Consider the following 16,862-nt stretch of genomic DNA (forward strand, 5'->3'; position numbering starts at 1 on the left):
TCCACCCTGTCACGGGCGCGTCCGCGACGTGGAGACGAGCCCCCCTTCGTAGGCCGCGATGACGAGCTGGGCCCGGTCGCGCGCGCCGAGCTTCGCGAGCAGGTGACCGATGTGGGTCTTCACCGTGGCCGTGCTCACATGCAGGCTGGCGGCGATCTCCAGGTTCGACAGCCCGCGCGCGACGAGCGTGAGCACCTCGCGTTCCCGGGCGGTGAGGCCGTCGAGCGAGGGGCCAGGCCGAGGCCGATCGGCGGTAGTCCGGGCGAATTCGGCGATCAGCCGCCGCGTCACGCTCGGCGCGAGCAGCCCCTCGCCCGCGGCGATGACGCGGATCGCCGCCAGCAGGTCGGCGGGCGGCGTGTTCTTCAGCAGGAACCCGCTCGCCCCGGCCCGCAGCCCCGCGTAGACGTACTCGTCGAGGTCGAACGTGGTGAGGATCAGCACCCTGGCCCCGGAGGGCTCGGCGCAGATGCGCCGGGTCGCCTCGATCCCGTCCATGCCGGGCATCCGCACGTCCATCAGCACGACGTCGGGACGCTCGGCGCGGGCCAGCTCGACGGCCCGCGCCCCGGTGCCCGCCTCGCCGACCGCGACCAGCCCCGGCGTGCTGTCGACCAGCAGGCGCAGGCTGCCGCGCAGCAGCTCCTGGTCGTCGGCGAGCAGCACCCGGATCGGCTCGGTCACGTCCCCTCCCCCTCCCGCGGCAGCCGGGCGCGCACGCGGAACCCGCCGCCCGGCATCGGACCGGCCGTGAAGTCCCCGCCGTACGCCGCGACGCGCTCGCGCATGCCGATCAGACCGTGTCCGACCCCCTCATGCCCGGGGGCGCCTGGGGGCAGGACCCGGCGGCCCGGGCCGTCGTCGGTCACCTCGATCCGCACCTGGTCTCCCTCGTCGTGCACCAGCACCCGGCAGGCCGCCGGGGCCGCGTGCCTGACCACGTTGGTGACGGCCTCCTGGACGATCCGGTGCACCGCCAGCTCCAGGGCCGGGGACAGCAGGTCCGTCACCCGCACATCCAGGTCGACGCGTACGCCCGCGGCCGCGGCACGCTCGGCGATGTCCGGCAGCGCCGCGAGGCCCGGCGCCGGGGTCAGCGCATCGGGTGCGGTGCTCGGGGTCGTGCCGAGGGTCGTGCCGGCTGTGGCGCTGGGTGTGGTGCTGGGTGTGGCGCTGGGTGTCGTGCGCAGCACGCCGAGCATGTGCCGCATCTCGGTCAGCGCCTGCCTGCTCGTGGCCTCGATGACGCGCAGCGCCTCCAGCGCCTCCTCCGGCCGCCGGTCCGCGACGTGCACGGCGACCCCGGCCTTGACCCCGATCAGGCTGAGCGTGTGGGAGACCACGTCGTGCATCTCTCTGGCGATGCGCAGCCGTTCCTCGGTGACCGCGCGCTCGGCCGCCTCGTCGGCCCGGCGCGCGGCGTACGCCCGGCGTTCCCGCACCGCCCGGCCGATCGTCCACGCGCCGCCCAGCGCGAGCGAGCCGAGCACGATGGTCTCCACGATCCGCCTGATCTCCGGCTCGGCCGACACGCCGCCGACCGCCGCCAGCAGCAGCGCCCCGACGGTCAGCGCGCCGATCGCCGCCGTCGGCTCCCACCGGCGCCGCCGGGTGCCGAGCGCGACCGGATAGAGCGCGTACGCCGCGGCGGCCAGAGGTTCGCGCACGACACCGAGCGTCATGGCCGCCACCGACGCGACCATGACGAGGCAGAAGACCGGCAGCGGCCACCGCCGCCTGACCGCGAGCGGCAGCGTCATCGCGGCGACCAGGGCCAGGGCCGCCGGGTGCCGTACGTCCGGCGACTGGACGACCAGCACGAACGCGTACCCCAGCGCGGCCAGCACGTCGAGCGCGATCAGCTCGCGGGGGCGCAGCGGCCGGGGGAACAGCGGCCGCACGTCCGGATCGTCCACGCGCCCACGCTAGCCACACACGCGCATGCGCGCCTCCTGCCCCGGTCTGTCATCCCACGGTCTGAGGCGCGTCCCGCGGATCGCACCGCGCTCCGACGCGGAGAGCGGCCCGCCCGCGAGACCGTCGGGACATGATCGAAGTCAGAGAGCTGACCAAGCGTTTCGGACGCACGGTCGCCGTGGACGGGCTGACGTTCCACGTGAAACCAGGCCGCGTGACCGGGTTCCTCGGGCCCAACGGCGCGGGCAAGTCCACGACCATGCGGATCGTCCTCGGCCTGGACCGCCCGTCGAGCGGCGAGGCGCTGGTGAACGGCCGCCGCTACGACCGCATGCGCCACCCGATGCGGGAGGTGGGCGCGCTCCTGGACGCCGGCGCCGTCCAGGGCGGCCGTACGCCCCTCGCCCACCTGAGCTGGATGGCCCGCGCCAACCGCATCGGCCGCGACCGGGTCGTGTCCGTGATCGAGCAGGTGGGCCTGGCCGGGGTGGCCCGCAAGCGCGTCGCCGGCTTCTCGCTCGGCATGCGCCAGCGCCTCGGGATCGCCGCCGCGCTCCTCGGCGACCCGGCGGTGCTGCTGCTCGACGAGCCGGTCAACGGCCTCGACCCGGACGGCGTGCGCTGGATCCGCGAACTGCTCCGCGGCCTCGCCGCCGAAGGCCGCACGGTGCTGCTGTCGAGTCACCTGATGAGCGAGATGGAGCTCACCGCCGACCATCTCGTCATCATCGGCCGCGGGCGGCTCATCGCGGACACCCCGATGCGGGAGCTGACCGGCGTACGGGACGTCCTCGTCCGCAGCAGCCGGGCCGACGACCTCGCCGCCGCGCTGACGGGCGCGGGCGGGACGGTCGCCGCCGAGGACGGCGGGGGCCTGTCGGTGCGCGGCCTCGATCCGAAGGAGATCGGCGACCTCGCCGCCCGGCACGCGATCCCCCTCCACGAGGTGACCCCGCGCGGCGCCTCGCTGGAGGAGACCTACATGCGGCTCACGGGTGGAGGTGCGGACCGATGATCGACGCCATCGCCGCAGAATGGCTCAAGCTCCGCACCCTGCGGTCCACCTCCGTCGTCCTCGGTGTGATCGGCGTCGTCGTCGCCCTCATGGCCCTGCTGGCGTGGTACGCCGTCCGCCTGTGGGAGGGCCTGCCGCCCGGTCAGCGCGACCGCCTGGAGGTGTCGTCGCTGCCCGAGCTCGCGAACTGGCTCGCCTCGCTGTGCCTGGCCGTGCTGGGCGTCCTCGCCTGCTCCGGCGAGTACGCCACCGGAATGATCCGCACCACGTTCACCGTGCTGCCGTCGCGCGGGCGGGTGCTCGCCGCCAAGGCGGGCGTCGTCGCGGTCGTCGCGTTCTGCACGGGGCTCGCGGCCGTGCTCGCGACGTGGGCCGCCGGGCGGCTCATCATCGGCGACCGGCACATCCGGGGGCAGTCGGCCGAGGCGCTGAGCCAGCGGATGCCGCTCTTCCTCGCGCTGAGCCTGTCCATCGCGATGTTCGCGCTGCTCGGCCTGTGCCTGGCCGTGATCACCCGGTCGGCCGTCGCCGCCGTCGCCGCGCTCGTGGCGGTCTGGTACGTGCTTCCGATCATCGTCAACAACGTCCCGGCGCCCTGGAACGAGCGCATCGGCTCGATCCTCCCCGGCGCCCTGGCGGGCCAGCTGGCCGGCACCGGCAACCCCCAATCACTCGGCGGCGCGCTCCTGTCGCCGCTCGCCGCGCTCGCGGTGATGGTCGCCTGGGTCGCGGTGCCGTACGCGCTGGCCGCCGTCCTGCTGGCCCGCAGGGACGCCTGACGCTCAGCTCGCGGCCAGCGGCGCGCAGACCCCCGTGGTCGTAGTCGGCGCGGTGGTCGTGGTGGCCGGCTTCGCGGTCGTGCCCGCCTTCGCGTCCGGCGCGAGGGACACCGTGGCCGTGAGCGACAGGCTCAGGGGCAGGTTGAGGAGACCGGGCGCGCAGGCGGGCGCGCACGTCGTGGGCGTGACAGCGGGCTTCACTGCCGGCTGCACTGCGGGCTTCACGGCGGGCTTCACGACCGGCTGCGCTGCGGGCTTCACGGCGGGCTTGGCGGCGGGCTGCGCTGCGGGCTTCACAGCGGGCTTCGCGGCCGGCTTGGCGGCCGGCTTGGCGACGGTCTGCACGACCGGGGGCGCGGCCTGCGGGACGACGGTCGGAGGCGTCGTCGTTGTCGTCGTTGTCGTCGTCGTCATGGGCGTCGGTGTGGGTGTGGACGTGGGCCTGATGATCGGCCGGGGCGCCGGGTCGTGCTTGGTCTCCTCCTTCCCGTCCACGGCGATGTCCACGTCGGCCCCGTGCGTTTCCGGGGAGACCGCCGTCTTGGAATCCCCCTCCCCGCCGTCGACGTTGATCTCGACCGCCCTGGGCGCGTTCTCCAGCGCGTCGAACTGGCTCTGGCCGGTGTACTGCACGTCGGAGAGGCTGTCGTTCTGCCAGTTGTACGGCAGGGCGGTCGCGCCCGTCGTGTCCTTCTGGAACGGGACGAGGACCAGCGTGAGGTCACGCATCAGGAACTGGTGCTGGCGCTGCTGCTCCCGCAGCCGCTGATTCTGCCGGTGCTTGTTCTTCTGGTGGTTGCCCTTGCCCCGGGAGTGCGGATGGCCCAACCGGACGAGGCTGTGCTGCGCGGACATCGAGGCGGCCTCCGCCGGAGCGGCGACGAGAGGAGCACTCGCGATCACGGCGCCACCGGCGAGAACGGCGCCGATCGTGAGGACCCCGGCGACGCTCGTGCTTTTTGCCATTTCGTTTTCCCCCTAGAACAATCGGAGCACGACCAGTGTGCTTACCGATCTCGGGGTTTCCGCGCAGATCACCGGACAAACGAGCCAAGACCTGGTCTTTCCCTTCCCCTGCGCATTGTTGAGGCCCCCGCAGGTTTAAATGTCCGCCTTATGCGAGAAATGTCCTGACACCGCCTGATGCGCGCGCCGTACCGGCGCGAAGTGAGGGCGAGGCGGGTCAGGGTACGGCTCAGGCATGACCTCTGCGCGGGACGAACTGGCGGGGCTCGACCCCTTCGACATCTTCGACACCGAAGCGGCGCGGCTCGACCGCTTCTTCTCGTCCCTCGACGAGGACGGCTGGAACCGCCCCTCCCGGTGCGACGGCTGGACCGTGCGCGACGTGCTCGCCCACCTGGCCGGTGAGGAGCTGTACAACCACGCGTGCCTGGACGACGACATCGACGGCTTCTACGAGCTGCTCGACCACGAGGGCGTCGGCGGCGGATTCGACGGCTTCAACGAGTGGTGCGTGCGCAAGCGGCGCGGCCTGCCGGTGGAGCAGGTGCTCGACGAGTGGCGGGCCAAGAACGGGGAGACGCGGCGGCGGATGCGCGCCCTCGGCCGCGACGGCACGCTGCACACGTCGGCCGGTCCCTACCCCGCCGGTCTCCAGACCTTCCACTACGCCTCGGAGTACGCCACACACGCCGACGACGTCGGGGCTCCGGTTTCGCCCCAGGAGGCCGCGGAACGCCTTGACTGGCGGGTCCGGGTGGGCATGTTCGCGCTGGAGGAGCAGGGGGCGCCGATCAAGGTCGAACGCGCCTGTGGCCGCGTGGAGGTGCAGCTCGACGACGACCTGACCGCCGATCTACCCCCCGGCGAGTTCGTCGACGCGACGGTCGGCCGGCTGCCCGCCGGGCATCCCCTGGACGCCCGCATCCGGAGCGCGCTGCGCTGCCTCGCCTGAGCCCCCGAACGTGAAGACGCCGGGCGCCCCTGCGGGCACCCGGCGTTGCTCGACACTCATAACGGATCGGACCGTGCCCTCGGCACCGGGGGTAATAAGCCGCCCGTGGCCCGCCTCGGCGGGACCACCTCCCGCGCCCCGGTGTGCCCGGGAGCGGGCCGTACGGGCGGGGCCGCGCGCGCGGGCGCGGCGGTCGTGACGACGGGCGCGGCGTGACGCGGGCCCGCGGCTCCACCCCTCACCGGGCACCGGTACGGCAGGCCGGCCGGACGTTCACGGCCCGGCGGCCGGGTGGGACCGCCAGGCCGGCGGACGACGGCGGCGCGGCGGCGCATCGGATGGCGCGCCGGATGATCGCGCGCCGAATATGGAATGCGTATCGATAAACGCCTCATGCGAATTCCCCGAATGAAAATGCGGCCAGGACAGGCCGGTTTTGCCCGGGGGGATCCAGACGTGCGGCGGCCCGTCAACGATGCAACGGGAACGGGCCCAAATCAATCAGGCGCGCCGGAGAGAACGCATTCCGCCCGATTAGCCGGGAGATCAGGGCAGCCAGGAAACACGGCCGCGCAGCACGCCGTAACCGACGAAGGCGACCACGTCGATCAGCGTGTGCGCGATGATCAGCGGCATGGTCCGCCCCCAGCGCTGGTAGAGCCGGCCGAAGACCACGCCCATCGCGATGTTGCCGAGGAAGCCGCCGAAGCCCTGGTAGAGGTGATAGGAGCCGCGCAGGACGGCCGACACCCCCACCGCGCGCCACGGCGACCAGCCGCGCTGCCGCAACCGGTGCAGCAGATAACCGGCGACCAGCACCTCCTCCAGCACGCCGTTCTGGGCGGCCTCGGCGACCAGCACCGGGATCCGCCACCAGTAGTCCGGCAGGCTGTCGGGCACGACGTTCAGGTTGAACCCCGACCGGAAGGCGAACAGGTAGAACAGCAGCCCGCTGCCGCCGATCACCGCCGCGAGCGCGGCGCCGCGCAGCGTGTCGCGGCCCGGCTCGCGCCAGTCGGCCCCGATCGTGCGCACGGACTCGCCCGACCGGGCCAGCAGGTAGGCGACGAGCCCCACCGGCGCCACGTTCACCGCGATCGACGCGAGGTGCAGCGACAGGTCCAGCCACGGGCGGCCCGGGGCCAGCGAGCCGACGAGCACCGCGTGCTGGTCGCCCAGGTCCTTCGGCGCGGTCAGTGCGCCGATGAGGCGGATGAGCGACAGCAGGCCGCTGGCGCCCAGCGATACCGCGAAGACCGCGACGATCTCCGGGCCGATCAGCCGTGGCGTGAGCCCCCGCAGGGCGGTCTCGTCGGCGATGGCGTCGTCCATGCTGGCAGGGTAGCCGCCCCCGCATGGTCATCCGTCCGGTCAGTAGGGCAGCGCGCGCGACGTGAACGTCGGCTTGACGAAGGCCGCCTTGAACTTCGGGAAGGCGACCGTGTTGGGGTTGCCGTCCGAGGTGTAGCGCTCGGTGGGGTTCGCCTTGAGCCAGTCGAGCCACGCCATCGAGCAGAACTTCTTGCAGTCGCCGACCTTCTCCTTCGACCTGATCCTCGGGATGCCGAGGGGGTCGAAGTCCTTGGTGAACGGCGACGGCGACGGCGTGTAACCCGCGAGGAAAACGCCCTTGTAGTCGTAGCGGGTGCCGCCCGCCGCCCCCTGCAGCGCCCACTTCTTCTCGTGCGGCTGGTTGCCGTACGGCAGGGCGAGCGTGACCACCGGAGCCTTGACCAGCGAGGTGATCAGCGCCTGGCCGGACGCGACCTGCTTCTCCACGTCGGCCTTCGGCTTGCCGAGCAGGTTGAGGTGGTCGCGGGTGTGGTTGCCGATGTCGAAGTTGTGGTCCTTGAGCCACTGCAGGACCTGCATCTGCTCTTCCTGACGGGCCTTGCCGAACAGGTCCTTGATCACGTACATGGTCGCCACCGGCCGGAAGCCCGGGTGCTTCTTCGCGACGTCCATCAGGATGCCGATCGCGCAGTCCGGCGTCGGATTGCCCATGCCGTCGAGCGTGAGCTGCGAGGGCGAGGAGTCGTCGAAGGTCAGCACCACCGGGTGCTTGCCCGCCGGGATGTCGATCTTCCCGGTGACGTACTCGGCCGCCGTGACCGGCACGTAGTCCTCCGCCGCGAGCCGCTCCAGCTCGTCGCGGAAGTCCTTCGGGCTGCGGTCGTCGCCCGGTGGCGGGTTCTTGACGATCCGGTGATACATGATCACCGGGACCTGTCCCAGCTCGTTGGCCTTAACCTGAGCGGCGGCGGCCGCCTCTGACTTGCGCTGCGCCGCCCCGGCCGCCGCGTCCTTCTGCTGGTGGCCGGCCGGGCTCGCCTGTGTGACCTGCTTGCCCCCGCCGCCGGCGCAGGCGGAGAGCGCGACCACCCCCAACGACGCCGCGGCGATACCGGCAACCCTGAAGCGCCCCATGGATCCCCCTCATCGGGCCGCGCTTGACGATGAGGGGCTCCTACCCGCGGCGCGCGTTCACATCACGCCGCGTAGGACAAACATCACGCTAAGTGAGTCACAGGTGAGGTTCGGCGCAGAAGGCGACGCCGTCCCCGCCGATCTCGACGGGGCCCTCCGACGCGGCGGTGAACACCGACTCGCCCGGCCGCAGCTTGACCTCCGCGTCGGCCGTGCCCACGCTCACGACGCCTTCCGTGCACACCACGATCCTCGGCAGGCCCCCCGGGAGCGCCGCGGTCGCGCCGGGCGCGATCCTGCGGAGCAGGAACTCCGGCACCGGCGCCACGTACGCGCCCTCGACCGGCTCCACCCGCAGGGGCTGCGCCGCGGCGTCGGTGATCCGCAGCAGTTCCTCCACATCGATGCGCTTGCCGGTCAGGCCCGCCCGCAGCACGTTGTCGGAGCAGGCCATGATCTCCACGCCGAAGCCGTCGAGGTAGCAGTGCAGCACCCCGGCCCCGAGGAACAGCGCCTCGCCGGGGGCCAGCGTGTGACGATGCATCAGCAGCGGCGCCAGCACGGCCGGATCCTCCGGGTAGCGCCGGGCCAGCCGCACCACCAGCGCGTAGTCGGGCGTGTGGACGGCGGAGGCCGCCCACACCACCGACTCGACCAGCTCCCGCCTGGAGCCGGGCCACTCCAGCAGCACCCGCAGCGCGCCGAGCACGTCGCCGTCGCGCAGCGCCGCGACCACCGGCCGCAGCGCGTCCACGTGCAGCCGCTCGACCAGCATCGCCGACTGCTCGGGCGGCCGGAACCCGGCCAGCCCGGTGAACGGCGTGAGCGCACAGACCAGCTCCGGCTTGTGCCAGGGGTCGGTGTAGTTCGCGTCCCCCCGGGCGTGGCCGTCGGCGGCCTGCCCTTCGTCCGGGTGGACCTGCAGCGACAGCGGCGCGTCCACCGCGATCAGCTTCATCAGGTAGGGCAGCCGCGCACCGAACCGGCCGGCGACCGCCGCACCGAGGGTCCCCGCCGGGTCGGCCGCGACCGCGTCGGCGAGGGTGGTCTCGGACCCGTCCCTGGTCAGCCGGGAGGGCGCGGCCGGGTGCGCGCCCAGCCACATCTCGGCCTCCGGCCCGGAGGCGGGCCGCCCGGTCAGCTCGGCGATGGCCGTACGGGAGCCCCAGGGGTAGTCCTTGATGACATTGGTGAGCAGGTCCACATGCGTCCTTCGGGCGTCAAGGAGGGGTTCCGAGACTAACGGGGTTCGTTGACGCAGCGGAGCACCGGGTGACGGACGAGCGCGCCGGGGTCCACCTCTCCGCCGGTGACGTGGAAGACCGCGGTCTCCCCGGGCAGCAGCGTGACGAGCTGGTCGTCCACGGTCGCGCGGGGGTCGAGCCGGTCAGGGAAGAGCGCCAGCTCGCGCACGATCGTCCGCGCGGTCACCCGCACCCGCAGCCCGCCCTCGATCTCCTCGACTTCCGTGTCCATCTCCGCCGCCGGGTAGTCCATGGCCGGGTCCTCACCCGGGAACCGCAGGGCGCGTACGTCGCCGAGGGTGGCCACCAGCACCTCGCCCGCCGGGTCGCCGTGCCGCGCGATCCCCTCGGGCAGCTCCACGGACGCCGTGCCGCGCGCCGGGACCGACACGTCGAACCGCTCCTTGGCCAGGATCTCCCCCGCCAGCGTGAGCCGGTCGACGGCGAGCTCGCCCGACCACGGCTCGTCGGTGTCGTTGACGACCGCCAGCGCGTCGCCCTGGAAGGTCAGCAACCGGTCGGCGTACACACGGCGCAGCGCGTACCACAGCGGCTTGCGTCGTCCACCGCCGTCGACCGCGGCCCAGGAGGTGACGGGCCAGCAGTCGTTGAGCTGCCACACGATCGTGCCCATGCAGTGGGGCGCGAGCGCCCGGAACCGCTCGATGCCGAACGTCATCGCCCTGGCCTGGTTGAGCTGGGTGTAGTAGTGCCAGTCGTCGAACCCGTCCGGCCGGGGCAGGTGCTCGCCGAGGCCGCGCAGCAGCTTGAGGTTGCCGTCGATGGCCTTCTGGTGGTGGGTCACGCCCGGGGAGTCCGGCGTCAGCGGGTCGTCGGACACCGCCGCGCGCAGCGTCGCGTACGTCGGCGGGCCCTGGAAGCCGAACTCGGCCACGAACCTCGGCGTGTAGGCCGCATAGTGCGTGTAGTCCTGGTTGTTCCAGACCGTCCAGATGTGCACCGTGCCCTTGGACGGGTCGTTCGGCGGCAGGTCGGGGGCACCGGAGTAGGGGCTGCCCGGCCAGTAGGGCCGGCTCGGGTCGAGCTCGGCGACGACCCGGGGCAGCAGGTCGTAGTAGAAGCCGCCGCCCCAGCTGCGGCCCTCCAGCTTCTCCTGCCAGCCCCAGTCGGCGTGGCCCTCGATGTTCTCGTTGTTGCCGCACCACAGCACGAGGCTGGGGTGACGGGTCAGGCGGGCCACGTGCTCGCGGGCCTCGGCCTCGACCTCCGCCGCGAAGCGGCCCTCCTCGGGGTAGGCGGCGCAGGCGAACGGGAAGTCCTGCCAGACGAGCAGGCCCATCTCGTCGGCGAGGTCGTAGAAGTCCTCGCTCTCGTACATGCCGCCGCCCCACACCCGCAGGCAGTTGGCGCCCGCGGCGGCCGCCTGGGCGAACCGCTCGGCCAGGCGCTCCCGGGTGATCCGGCTGGGGAAGCAGTCGTCGGGGATCCAGTTGAAGCCCTTGACGAAGACCGGCCTGCCGTTGATCACGAAGGTGAACGCGTCGTCGGTGCGGTCCAGCTCGACCGACCGGAATCCGATCCGGCCCGTCCACTCCTGGTCCTCCAGGCGGATGGTCAGGTCGTACAGCGGCTGCTCGCCGTATCCGCGCGGCCACCACAGGTCGGGGTCCGGCACGGTCAGCGTGACGACCGCGCGGCGCCGCCCGGCGCCGATCGTGACGGTCTCGGTCACGCCTCCTACCGACGCGCTGAGCGTGAGCGGCCGCTCGGCGGCGCGCTCGACCGCCACGTGCACCTCGACGGTGCCGTCCGCGGCGGCGAAGGGGCGCACCTCGGCGATCCGGGCGGTGCTCCAGGTCTCGATGCCGATGGGCCGCCAGATCCCGGCGGTGACCACCGTCGGCCCCCAGTCCCAGCCGAAGTTGCAGGCCATCTTCCTGATGAACTGGTACGGCTCGTCGTACGCGCCGGGGCGGTCGCCGAGGGCCGCCTTCTGCGCCGCCGCGTATCCGTACGGCGGGTCGAACAGGATCTTCAGCGTGTTCTCGCCCGCCTTCAGCAGGTGCCGTACGGGGAAGCGGTACGACCGGTGCATGTTGGCCGTCGTGCCGATCTCGACGCCGTTGAGCACGAGCGTGGCGGCCGTGTCGAGCCCCTCGCACACCAGGTCGGCCCGGTCGTCGTCGGTGCCGTCCTCCGCCGATCCCCAGGTGAAGGTGGTCTCGTACGCCCAGGCCGTGCGCCCGATCCAGGTCAGCCGGTTCTCGTTGTCGTCCAGGTACGGATCCTCGATCAGCTCGGCCGCGAGGAGATCGGTGTGGACGCAACCGGGAACGGACGCGGGCAGGCCCGCGACCACCGGCCGGAGCTTCCCGGTCGACGACACGGCGGTGACGGTCCACCCGTCGTGCAGGGGACGGTACGAGCTCACGCTTTCTCCTTAATCTTCTTCTCCTCGATCCCCGGCCCCGTGCAGCCGGAGCAGGCCACGAAGTGGTCGCCTTCCAGCTCGGCCAGCCCGGGACGGGTCCGGCGCTCCTGCGGCGCCTCGTGGTAGGCACACGGCAGGTCCTCGGGCACGACGTCCGTCCACTTGGCGTGCAGCCGGGGGACCGCGGCCAACAGCGAGCGCGTGTAAGGGTGCGCCGGGCTGCCGAAGACCAGGTCCGTCCGGCCCATCTCCACGATCTTTCCGTGCCGCAGCACCACGGTCCTGTCGCTGACGTAATTGCCGAGCGACAGGTCGTGCGTGACGAACAGGATGCCGAGGCCGCGCGCCCGCAGGTCGGCCAGCAGGTTGAGCACGTCGATGCGGGTCGACGCGTCGAGCATGCTGATGATCTCGTCGGCGACCAGCAGGCGGATGTCGAGCAGCACGGCCCTGGCGATCAGCATGCGCTGGAGCTGGCCGCCGCTGAGCTGGTGGGGATACTTGCCGAGCACGTTGCCGGGGTCGAGCCGCACGCTCTCCAGCGCGCCCTCCACGCGCTCGCGCCACTCGTCCGCGCCGACCCGGGGGAAGTACTGCTCCTTGATCATCGAGAACACGCGGTCGGCCCGGAAAACGGGGTTGTAGCAGCTGAAGGGGTCCTGGAAGACGCCCTGCACCTGCCGGTAGTACTCCTTGCGGTCCTTGATCGAGGTGATGTCCGTGCCGTCCAGGGTGATCGTGCCGGCGCTGACGGAGGCCAGGCGCAGGATCATCCGCCCGAGCGTGCTCTTGCCGCTGCCGCTCTCCCCGATGAGCGAGACCACCTCTCCCTCGCCGACCTCGAAGCCGACGTCGGAGACGGCCTTCAGCTCGCGCCCGCCGAACGCGCCGACGCGATAGGTCTTGCACACACCGTCCAGCTTGAGCATCTATTCGGCCTTCCAGCAGGCGACGAAGTGGCCGGGGGCCACCTCGGCGAACGGCGGCTGCTCGGCGCACTGGCCGAACGCGAGCGGGCAGCGGTCCCGGAACCGGCATCCCCCGGGCGGCTTGAGCAGGGACGGCGGGTTGCCGGGGATCCCCGCCAGCCGGCGGTCCTCGTGGCGCACCCCCACCTCGGGCAGCGCGGAGACGAGCTGCTGGGTGTACGGATGCTTCGGCGCGGTGACGAGCACGTCGGCCGGGGCCTTCTCGGCCAGCCGCCCGGCGTACATCACCATGATCGTGTCGGCGATCTGGTAGACGAGCGAGATGTCGTGGGTGACCACCATCATGCTCGTGACCAGGCCGCGGTCGCGGAACCCGAGCAGCGTCGTGGCCACGGCCTTCTGGCTCGACACGTCGAGCGCGGAGGTGACCTCGTCGGCGATCAGCAGCGAGGGGTTCAGCAGCGTCGAGATGACCATGACGACCCGCTGCTTCATGCCGCCGGACAGCTCGATCGGATAGCGGTCGAGCACGTCCTTCGACAGCCCCACCAGTTCGAGCCGCCGCTTCAGCTCGGCCTTCTCCAGCCGCTCGCCGCGCGCCTCCAGCAGCTCGCCGACCATCCTGCCGATCTTCCTGATCGGGTTGAGCGCGCTCATCGAATACTGCGGGATGAGCGACACCTCCCGGAAGCGGAACTCGTCCATCGCGTCGTCGTCCGGCAGCGGCATCACCCTGCCGTCCAGCTCCACCGTGCCGCCGACGTGCCGCATGCGGCCGTCCAGCCGGATCAGGCTCTTGGCGAGCGTGGACTTGCCCGAGCCGGACTCCCCGGCCAGGCCCATGATCTCGCCGTCGGCGACGGAGAAGGTGACACCGTCGAGCGCCTTCACCTCGCCGCGCAGCGTCCGGTAGTAGACCCGGAGGTCGGTGACTTTCAGCGCCACGTCACATCTCCCTCAGCTTCGGGTTGAACACCTCGTCCAGCCCGACGTTCATGACGTAGAGCGCACCGACGATCGCCGTGATGCCGGCCCCCGGAGGGATGAACCACCACCACAGGCCGAGCTGGAGCGCGCTCCACCGTGCGGCGTTGTTGAGCATCAGGCCGAGCGAGACCCCCTCGGTGGGCCCGAGGCCGATGAAGTCGAGCGACGCGGCGATCAGGATCGCGCTGCCGAACAGCAGGATGAACGTCAGGAACAGGTACGAGCTCATGTTCGGTGCGATCTCCCGGAGGATGATCTTCGGGGTGCGCACACCGCTCAGCCGGGCGAGGTCGACGAAGTCGCGCGAGCGCAGCGAGAACGTCTGCGCCCTGATCGCCCGCGCCGCCCACGGCCACGAGGTCAGCCCGATGAACAACGCCTGCACGCCGATGCTGCGCACGCCCAGGTAGGCGTTGATGATCAGCAGCACCACCAGTGCGGGCAGCACGAGCACGATGTTGGTGAGCATGTTGAGCAGCTCGTCGACCCACCCGCCGCGGTAGCCCGCGACGAACCCCACGACCATGCCGACGATCGCCGCCAGCACACCGCCGAGCACGCCCACGAGGAACGTCGAGCGCAGGCCGTACACGAACTGGGCGAAGACGTCCTGGCCGAACGTCGTGGTGCCGAACCAGAACTCCCCGGACGGCGGCGTCATCGGCGGCCCGACGTACTCGTTCGGCCCGTGATCGAACAGCAGCGGCCCCGCCAGGCCGGCCACGAGGAACACGAGGATGATGATCGTGCCGACGACCAGCTTGCGGTTGCGCAGCGCGAAGTGCAGCGCCTCGTTTCTCACGCCGCCCTACCTTCTTGAGTGCGAGCGCGCTCCGGTTGGTGTAGAAGATCGGGGTGTGCGAACGAGGCAGGGATGGCTCTCACGCTGGCTGCCCTCGATGGCAAGGGAGGCTCGGCCCCCTGCCTCGTCGCTTCTCCTTGACCGCTGATTAGGCACTGCGATTGATCGCTATGTAGGGCATGGACGGCGAGGAGAGGCTGCATGGCAGTGACGGGAGAGGAAGGAGTGGCATGGCCGTCGCTGTAGGTATCGACGTTTCCAAGGAGTTCCACTGGGCCGAGATCAAGGTCGCTGAGACCGGGAAGGTGCTGCTCAGCCGCCGCTTCGACAACGCCCCCGGTGCCATTGGCGAGCTGATCGAGCACATCACCGTCGCGCAGGCCGAGCACGGCCCGGCCACTGTCGGGATCGACGTGCTGGGTGGTATCGCCGGCCTGCTGGAGGCGATGCTGCTGCACGCGGGCCTTGCCGTGGTCCATGTGCCGGGGATGGCGGTCAACCGGGCACGGCGCGCCACCGTGGGCGGGGAGCGCAAGAGCGACCCCAAGGACGCCCGCGTGATCGCCGATCAGGTGCGCATGCGCGATGACCTGCGACCAGTGCAGCCGGGCCGGGAACTGGACGCCGAACTGCGGCTGCTGGTCGGCCGGCGTGCGGAGCTGGTCACCGACGCCACCCGGCGGGCCGCCCGCCTGCGGGATCTGCTCACCTCGATCCACCCCGGCCTGGAGCGAGTGGTCGATGTCACCGGCAAGCTCGGTCTCCACCTGCTGACCCGCTTTGTCACTCCGGCCGAGATCCGCGACGCCGGGCTGGAGGACGTACTGGCCCATCTGCGCCAGGTGCGGCATGTGAAGGCGTCGATGGTCCGAGCGCTGGCCGAGGCGGCGATCGACGCCGCGGCAGCCCAGCACATCGCCGTCCCCGGGCAGACGGTGGCTGCGGACATCATCCGCGACCTGGCGGCCGAAGCGCTGGCCGGACGTGAACGGCTGGCCCAGCTCGATGCGCGCATCCAGGAGGTGCTGGCGCGCCACCCTGATGCGGCCCTCATCCTCAGCCTGCCGGGGATGGGGGCGACCCTGACTGCGGAGTTCCTCGCCGAAACCGGCGGCATTGCCCGATTCGCCAGCCCCGACCAGCTCGCCTCGGCCGCGGGCCTGGCCCCGGTGCTCAAGCAGTCGGGCAAGGTCCGCTACTTGCAGCGCGCCACGGCAGGCAACAAGGCCCTCAAGCGGGTCTTCTACCAGTCGGCCTTCATCGCTATCAGCTGCGACCCGGCCAGCCGGGCCTTCTACGACCGCAAACGCGCCGCAGGCAAACGGCATCACCAGGCCCTCATCGCCCTGGCCCGCCGCCGTGTCAACGTCCTGCACGCGATTCTGCGGCACAGGAGGCCGTACGACCCTAGCCATGTCCGGGCTGCGGTGGCTTGACAAAAGCATTAGGCAGCTTCCCCCATCCCCGTACGGGTGCGCGGGTCCACCAGGACGTACGCGATGTCGATGACGAAGTTGGCGATCAGCACGCCGATGACGATGAACAGGAAGGTGCCCTGCAGCAGGAAGAAGTCCTGGTTCTGGATGGCCCGGAGGATCAGGTGCCCCAGCCCGGGATAACTGAAGACGATTTCCGTGACCAGCGCGCCCGCCACGAGCACGCCGAGTTGCAGGGCCAGGCCGGTCACCTGGGGCAGGATCGCGTTCCTGAAGGCGTAGCGCCGCACCAGCCGCGCCGGAGCGCCGAGCGCCCGCAGGTAGTTGACGTAGTCCGCCTCGAGCTCATAGATGATCATGTTGCGCATGCCGATGGCCCAGCCGCCGAACGCGACCAGGAACAGCGAGGCGAACGGCAGGAACCAGTGCTCGGCGAGGCTGCCGACGAACGTCCACGACAGGGACGGCTGCAGGTCGAAGCCGTAGGCCCCGGCGACCGGGAACACGCCCGCGACGATGCCGAGCGCCCAGGCCAGCAGGATCGCAAGCCACATGTACGGCGTGGCCGTCAGCACGTAGCCGACGGGCAGCACGCTGTTGTCGAGCCACCTGCGCCGCGCGGCGAACGCGCCGAACCGGTTGCCCGCGAACCAGCTCAGCAGGATGGACGGGATCAGCAGGCCCAGCGTGTACGGCACCGCCCTGACGATGACGTCGGACACCGGCGTCGGGAACAGCCAGATGCTGATGCCGAGGTCGCCCTTGAGCAGCGAGCCCCAGAAGTTGAGGTACTGCTGCCACAGCGGCAGGTCGAAGCCGAACATCGCGGTGTAGTGCGCCCGCATGGCCTCGACGGCCGCCGGCTGGGCGACGTTGGCCCGCGAGAGCATGCTCGACACGGGGTCGCCCGGCATGAACCGCGGGATCATCCAGTTGATGGTCACGGCCACGAAGAACGTCAGGCCGTAGATGAGTAGTTTTCTGCCGAAATAGCGGCGCAATTCGACCTCCCGGTC

15 protein-coding genes are annotated in these 16,862 nt (G+C 71.3%); 4 read left to right on the plus strand and 11 right to left on the minus strand.

From position 1 onward, the window contains the following. Positions 1–9 precede the first annotated feature (9 nt). Together OHB01_RS09245 and OHB01_RS09250 are read right to left on the minus strand one after the other, a co-directional pair. On the minus strand, positions 10–684 hold the full coding sequence (locus OHB01_RS09245; RefSeq protein ID WP_142650870.1) for a response regulator: 675 nt from the start codon (positions 682–684) through the stop codon (positions 10–12). Next, positions 681–1,916 (minus strand): sensor histidine kinase, encoded by a 1,236-nt coding sequence (locus OHB01_RS09250; protein ID WP_147943813.1) that lies wholly within the window; start codon positions 1,914–1,916, stop codon positions 681–683. The genes OHB01_RS09245 and OHB01_RS09250 overlap by 4 nt, the downstream gene beginning before the upstream one ends. Positions 1,917–2,047: 131 nt before the next feature. On the opposite strand from OHB01_RS09250, the gene OHB01_RS09255 reads away from it, so the two are divergent. Then, positions 2,048–2,932 (plus strand): ABC transporter ATP-binding protein, encoded by an 885-nt coding sequence (locus OHB01_RS09255; protein ID WP_142650872.1) that lies wholly within the window; start codon positions 2,048–2,050, stop codon positions 2,930–2,932. Next, positions 2,929–3,711 (plus strand): ABC transporter permease, encoded by a 783-nt coding sequence (locus OHB01_RS09260; RefSeq protein ID WP_142650873.1) that lies wholly within the window; start codon positions 2,929–2,931, stop codon positions 3,709–3,711. Before OHB01_RS09255 ends, OHB01_RS09260 begins: the two co-directional genes overlap by 4 nt. Positions 3,712–3,714: 3 nt before the next feature. Here the strand turns inward: OHB01_RS09260 and OHB01_RS09265 are convergent, their stop codons facing one another. Continuing rightward, a complete protein-coding gene (locus tag OHB01_RS09265; RefSeq protein WP_328855216.1) occupies positions 3,715–4,677 on the minus strand; it encodes a hypothetical protein in 963 nt (320 codons plus the stop codon). Between the two features lie 235 nt (positions 4,678–4,912). On the opposite strand from OHB01_RS09265, the gene OHB01_RS09270 reads away from it, so the two are divergent. After that, on the plus strand, positions 4,913–5,629 hold the full coding sequence (locus tag OHB01_RS09270) for a maleylpyruvate isomerase family mycothiol-dependent enzyme (RefSeq protein WP_142650874.1): 717 nt from the start codon (positions 4,913–4,915) through the stop codon (positions 5,627–5,629). Between the two features lie 546 nt (positions 5,630–6,175). Here OHB01_RS09270 and OHB01_RS09275 read toward each other — a convergent pair. The 7 genes from OHB01_RS09275 to OHB01_RS09305 form a co-directional block, all read right to left on the minus strand. Next, positions 6,176–6,961: a CPBP family intramembrane glutamic endopeptidase gene (locus OHB01_RS09275; RefSeq protein ID WP_328855217.1), complete on the minus strand. Its 786-nt coding sequence runs from the start codon at positions 6,959–6,961 to the stop codon at positions 6,176–6,178. A 39-nt stretch (positions 6,962–7,000) separates the two neighbouring features. Beyond that, positions 7,001–8,056, minus strand: coding sequence for a polysaccharide deacetylase family protein (locus tag OHB01_RS09280; protein WP_142650876.1), 1,056 nt, complete (start codon positions 8,054–8,056; stop codon positions 7,001–7,003). A gap of 97 nt (positions 8,057–8,153) precedes the next feature. Next, positions 8,154–9,260 (minus strand): mannose-6-phosphate isomerase, class I, encoded by a 1,107-nt coding sequence (manA, locus tag OHB01_RS09285; RefSeq protein ID WP_142650877.1) that lies wholly within the window; start codon positions 9,258–9,260, stop codon positions 8,154–8,156. 35 nt (positions 9,261–9,295) lie between these two features. Then, positions 9,296–11,692 carry a glycoside hydrolase family 2 protein gene (locus tag OHB01_RS09290; RefSeq protein ID WP_147943810.1) on the minus strand — a complete coding sequence of 799 codons (2,397 nt, stop codon included), beginning with the start codon at positions 11,690–11,692 and terminating at the stop codon, positions 9,296–9,298. Further along, the gene (locus OHB01_RS09295; protein WP_142650879.1) at positions 11,689–12,621 is read right to left on the minus strand and encodes an ABC transporter ATP-binding protein; all 933 of its coding nucleotides are present in this window, start codon (positions 12,619–12,621) and stop codon (positions 11,689–11,691) included. The genes OHB01_RS09290 and OHB01_RS09295 overlap by 4 nt, the downstream gene beginning before the upstream one ends. Next, positions 12,622–13,566 carry an ABC transporter ATP-binding protein gene (locus tag OHB01_RS09300; protein ID WP_147943809.1) on the minus strand — a complete coding sequence of 315 codons (945 nt, stop codon included), beginning with the start codon at positions 13,564–13,566 and terminating at the stop codon, positions 12,622–12,624. A 1-nt stretch (position 13,567) separates the two neighbouring features. Continuing rightward, the gene (locus tag OHB01_RS09305; protein ID WP_147943808.1) at positions 13,568–14,410 is read right to left on the minus strand and encodes an ABC transporter permease; all 843 of its coding nucleotides are present in this window, start codon (positions 14,408–14,410) and stop codon (positions 13,568–13,570) included. Positions 14,411–14,589: 179 nt separating this feature from the next. Between OHB01_RS09305 and OHB01_RS09310 the strand changes: the two genes are divergently transcribed. After that, positions 14,590–15,846, plus strand: a complete 1,257-nt coding sequence (locus tag OHB01_RS09310) for an IS110 family transposase (protein WP_328854055.1) — start codon at positions 14,590–14,592, stop codon at positions 15,844–15,846. A gap of 8 nt (positions 15,847–15,854) precedes the next feature. Here OHB01_RS09310 and OHB01_RS09315 read toward each other — a convergent pair whose 3' ends face one another. Continuing rightward, positions 15,855–16,847: an ABC transporter permease gene (locus OHB01_RS09315; RefSeq protein WP_328855218.1), complete on the minus strand. Its 993-nt coding sequence runs from the start codon at positions 16,845–16,847 to the stop codon at positions 15,855–15,857. Positions 16,848–16,862: the final 15 nt, after the last annotated feature.

The organism is Microbispora hainanensis (genome assembly GCF_036186745.1).
GTDB lineage: Bacteria > Actinomycetota > Actinomycetes > Streptosporangiales > Streptosporangiaceae > Microbispora.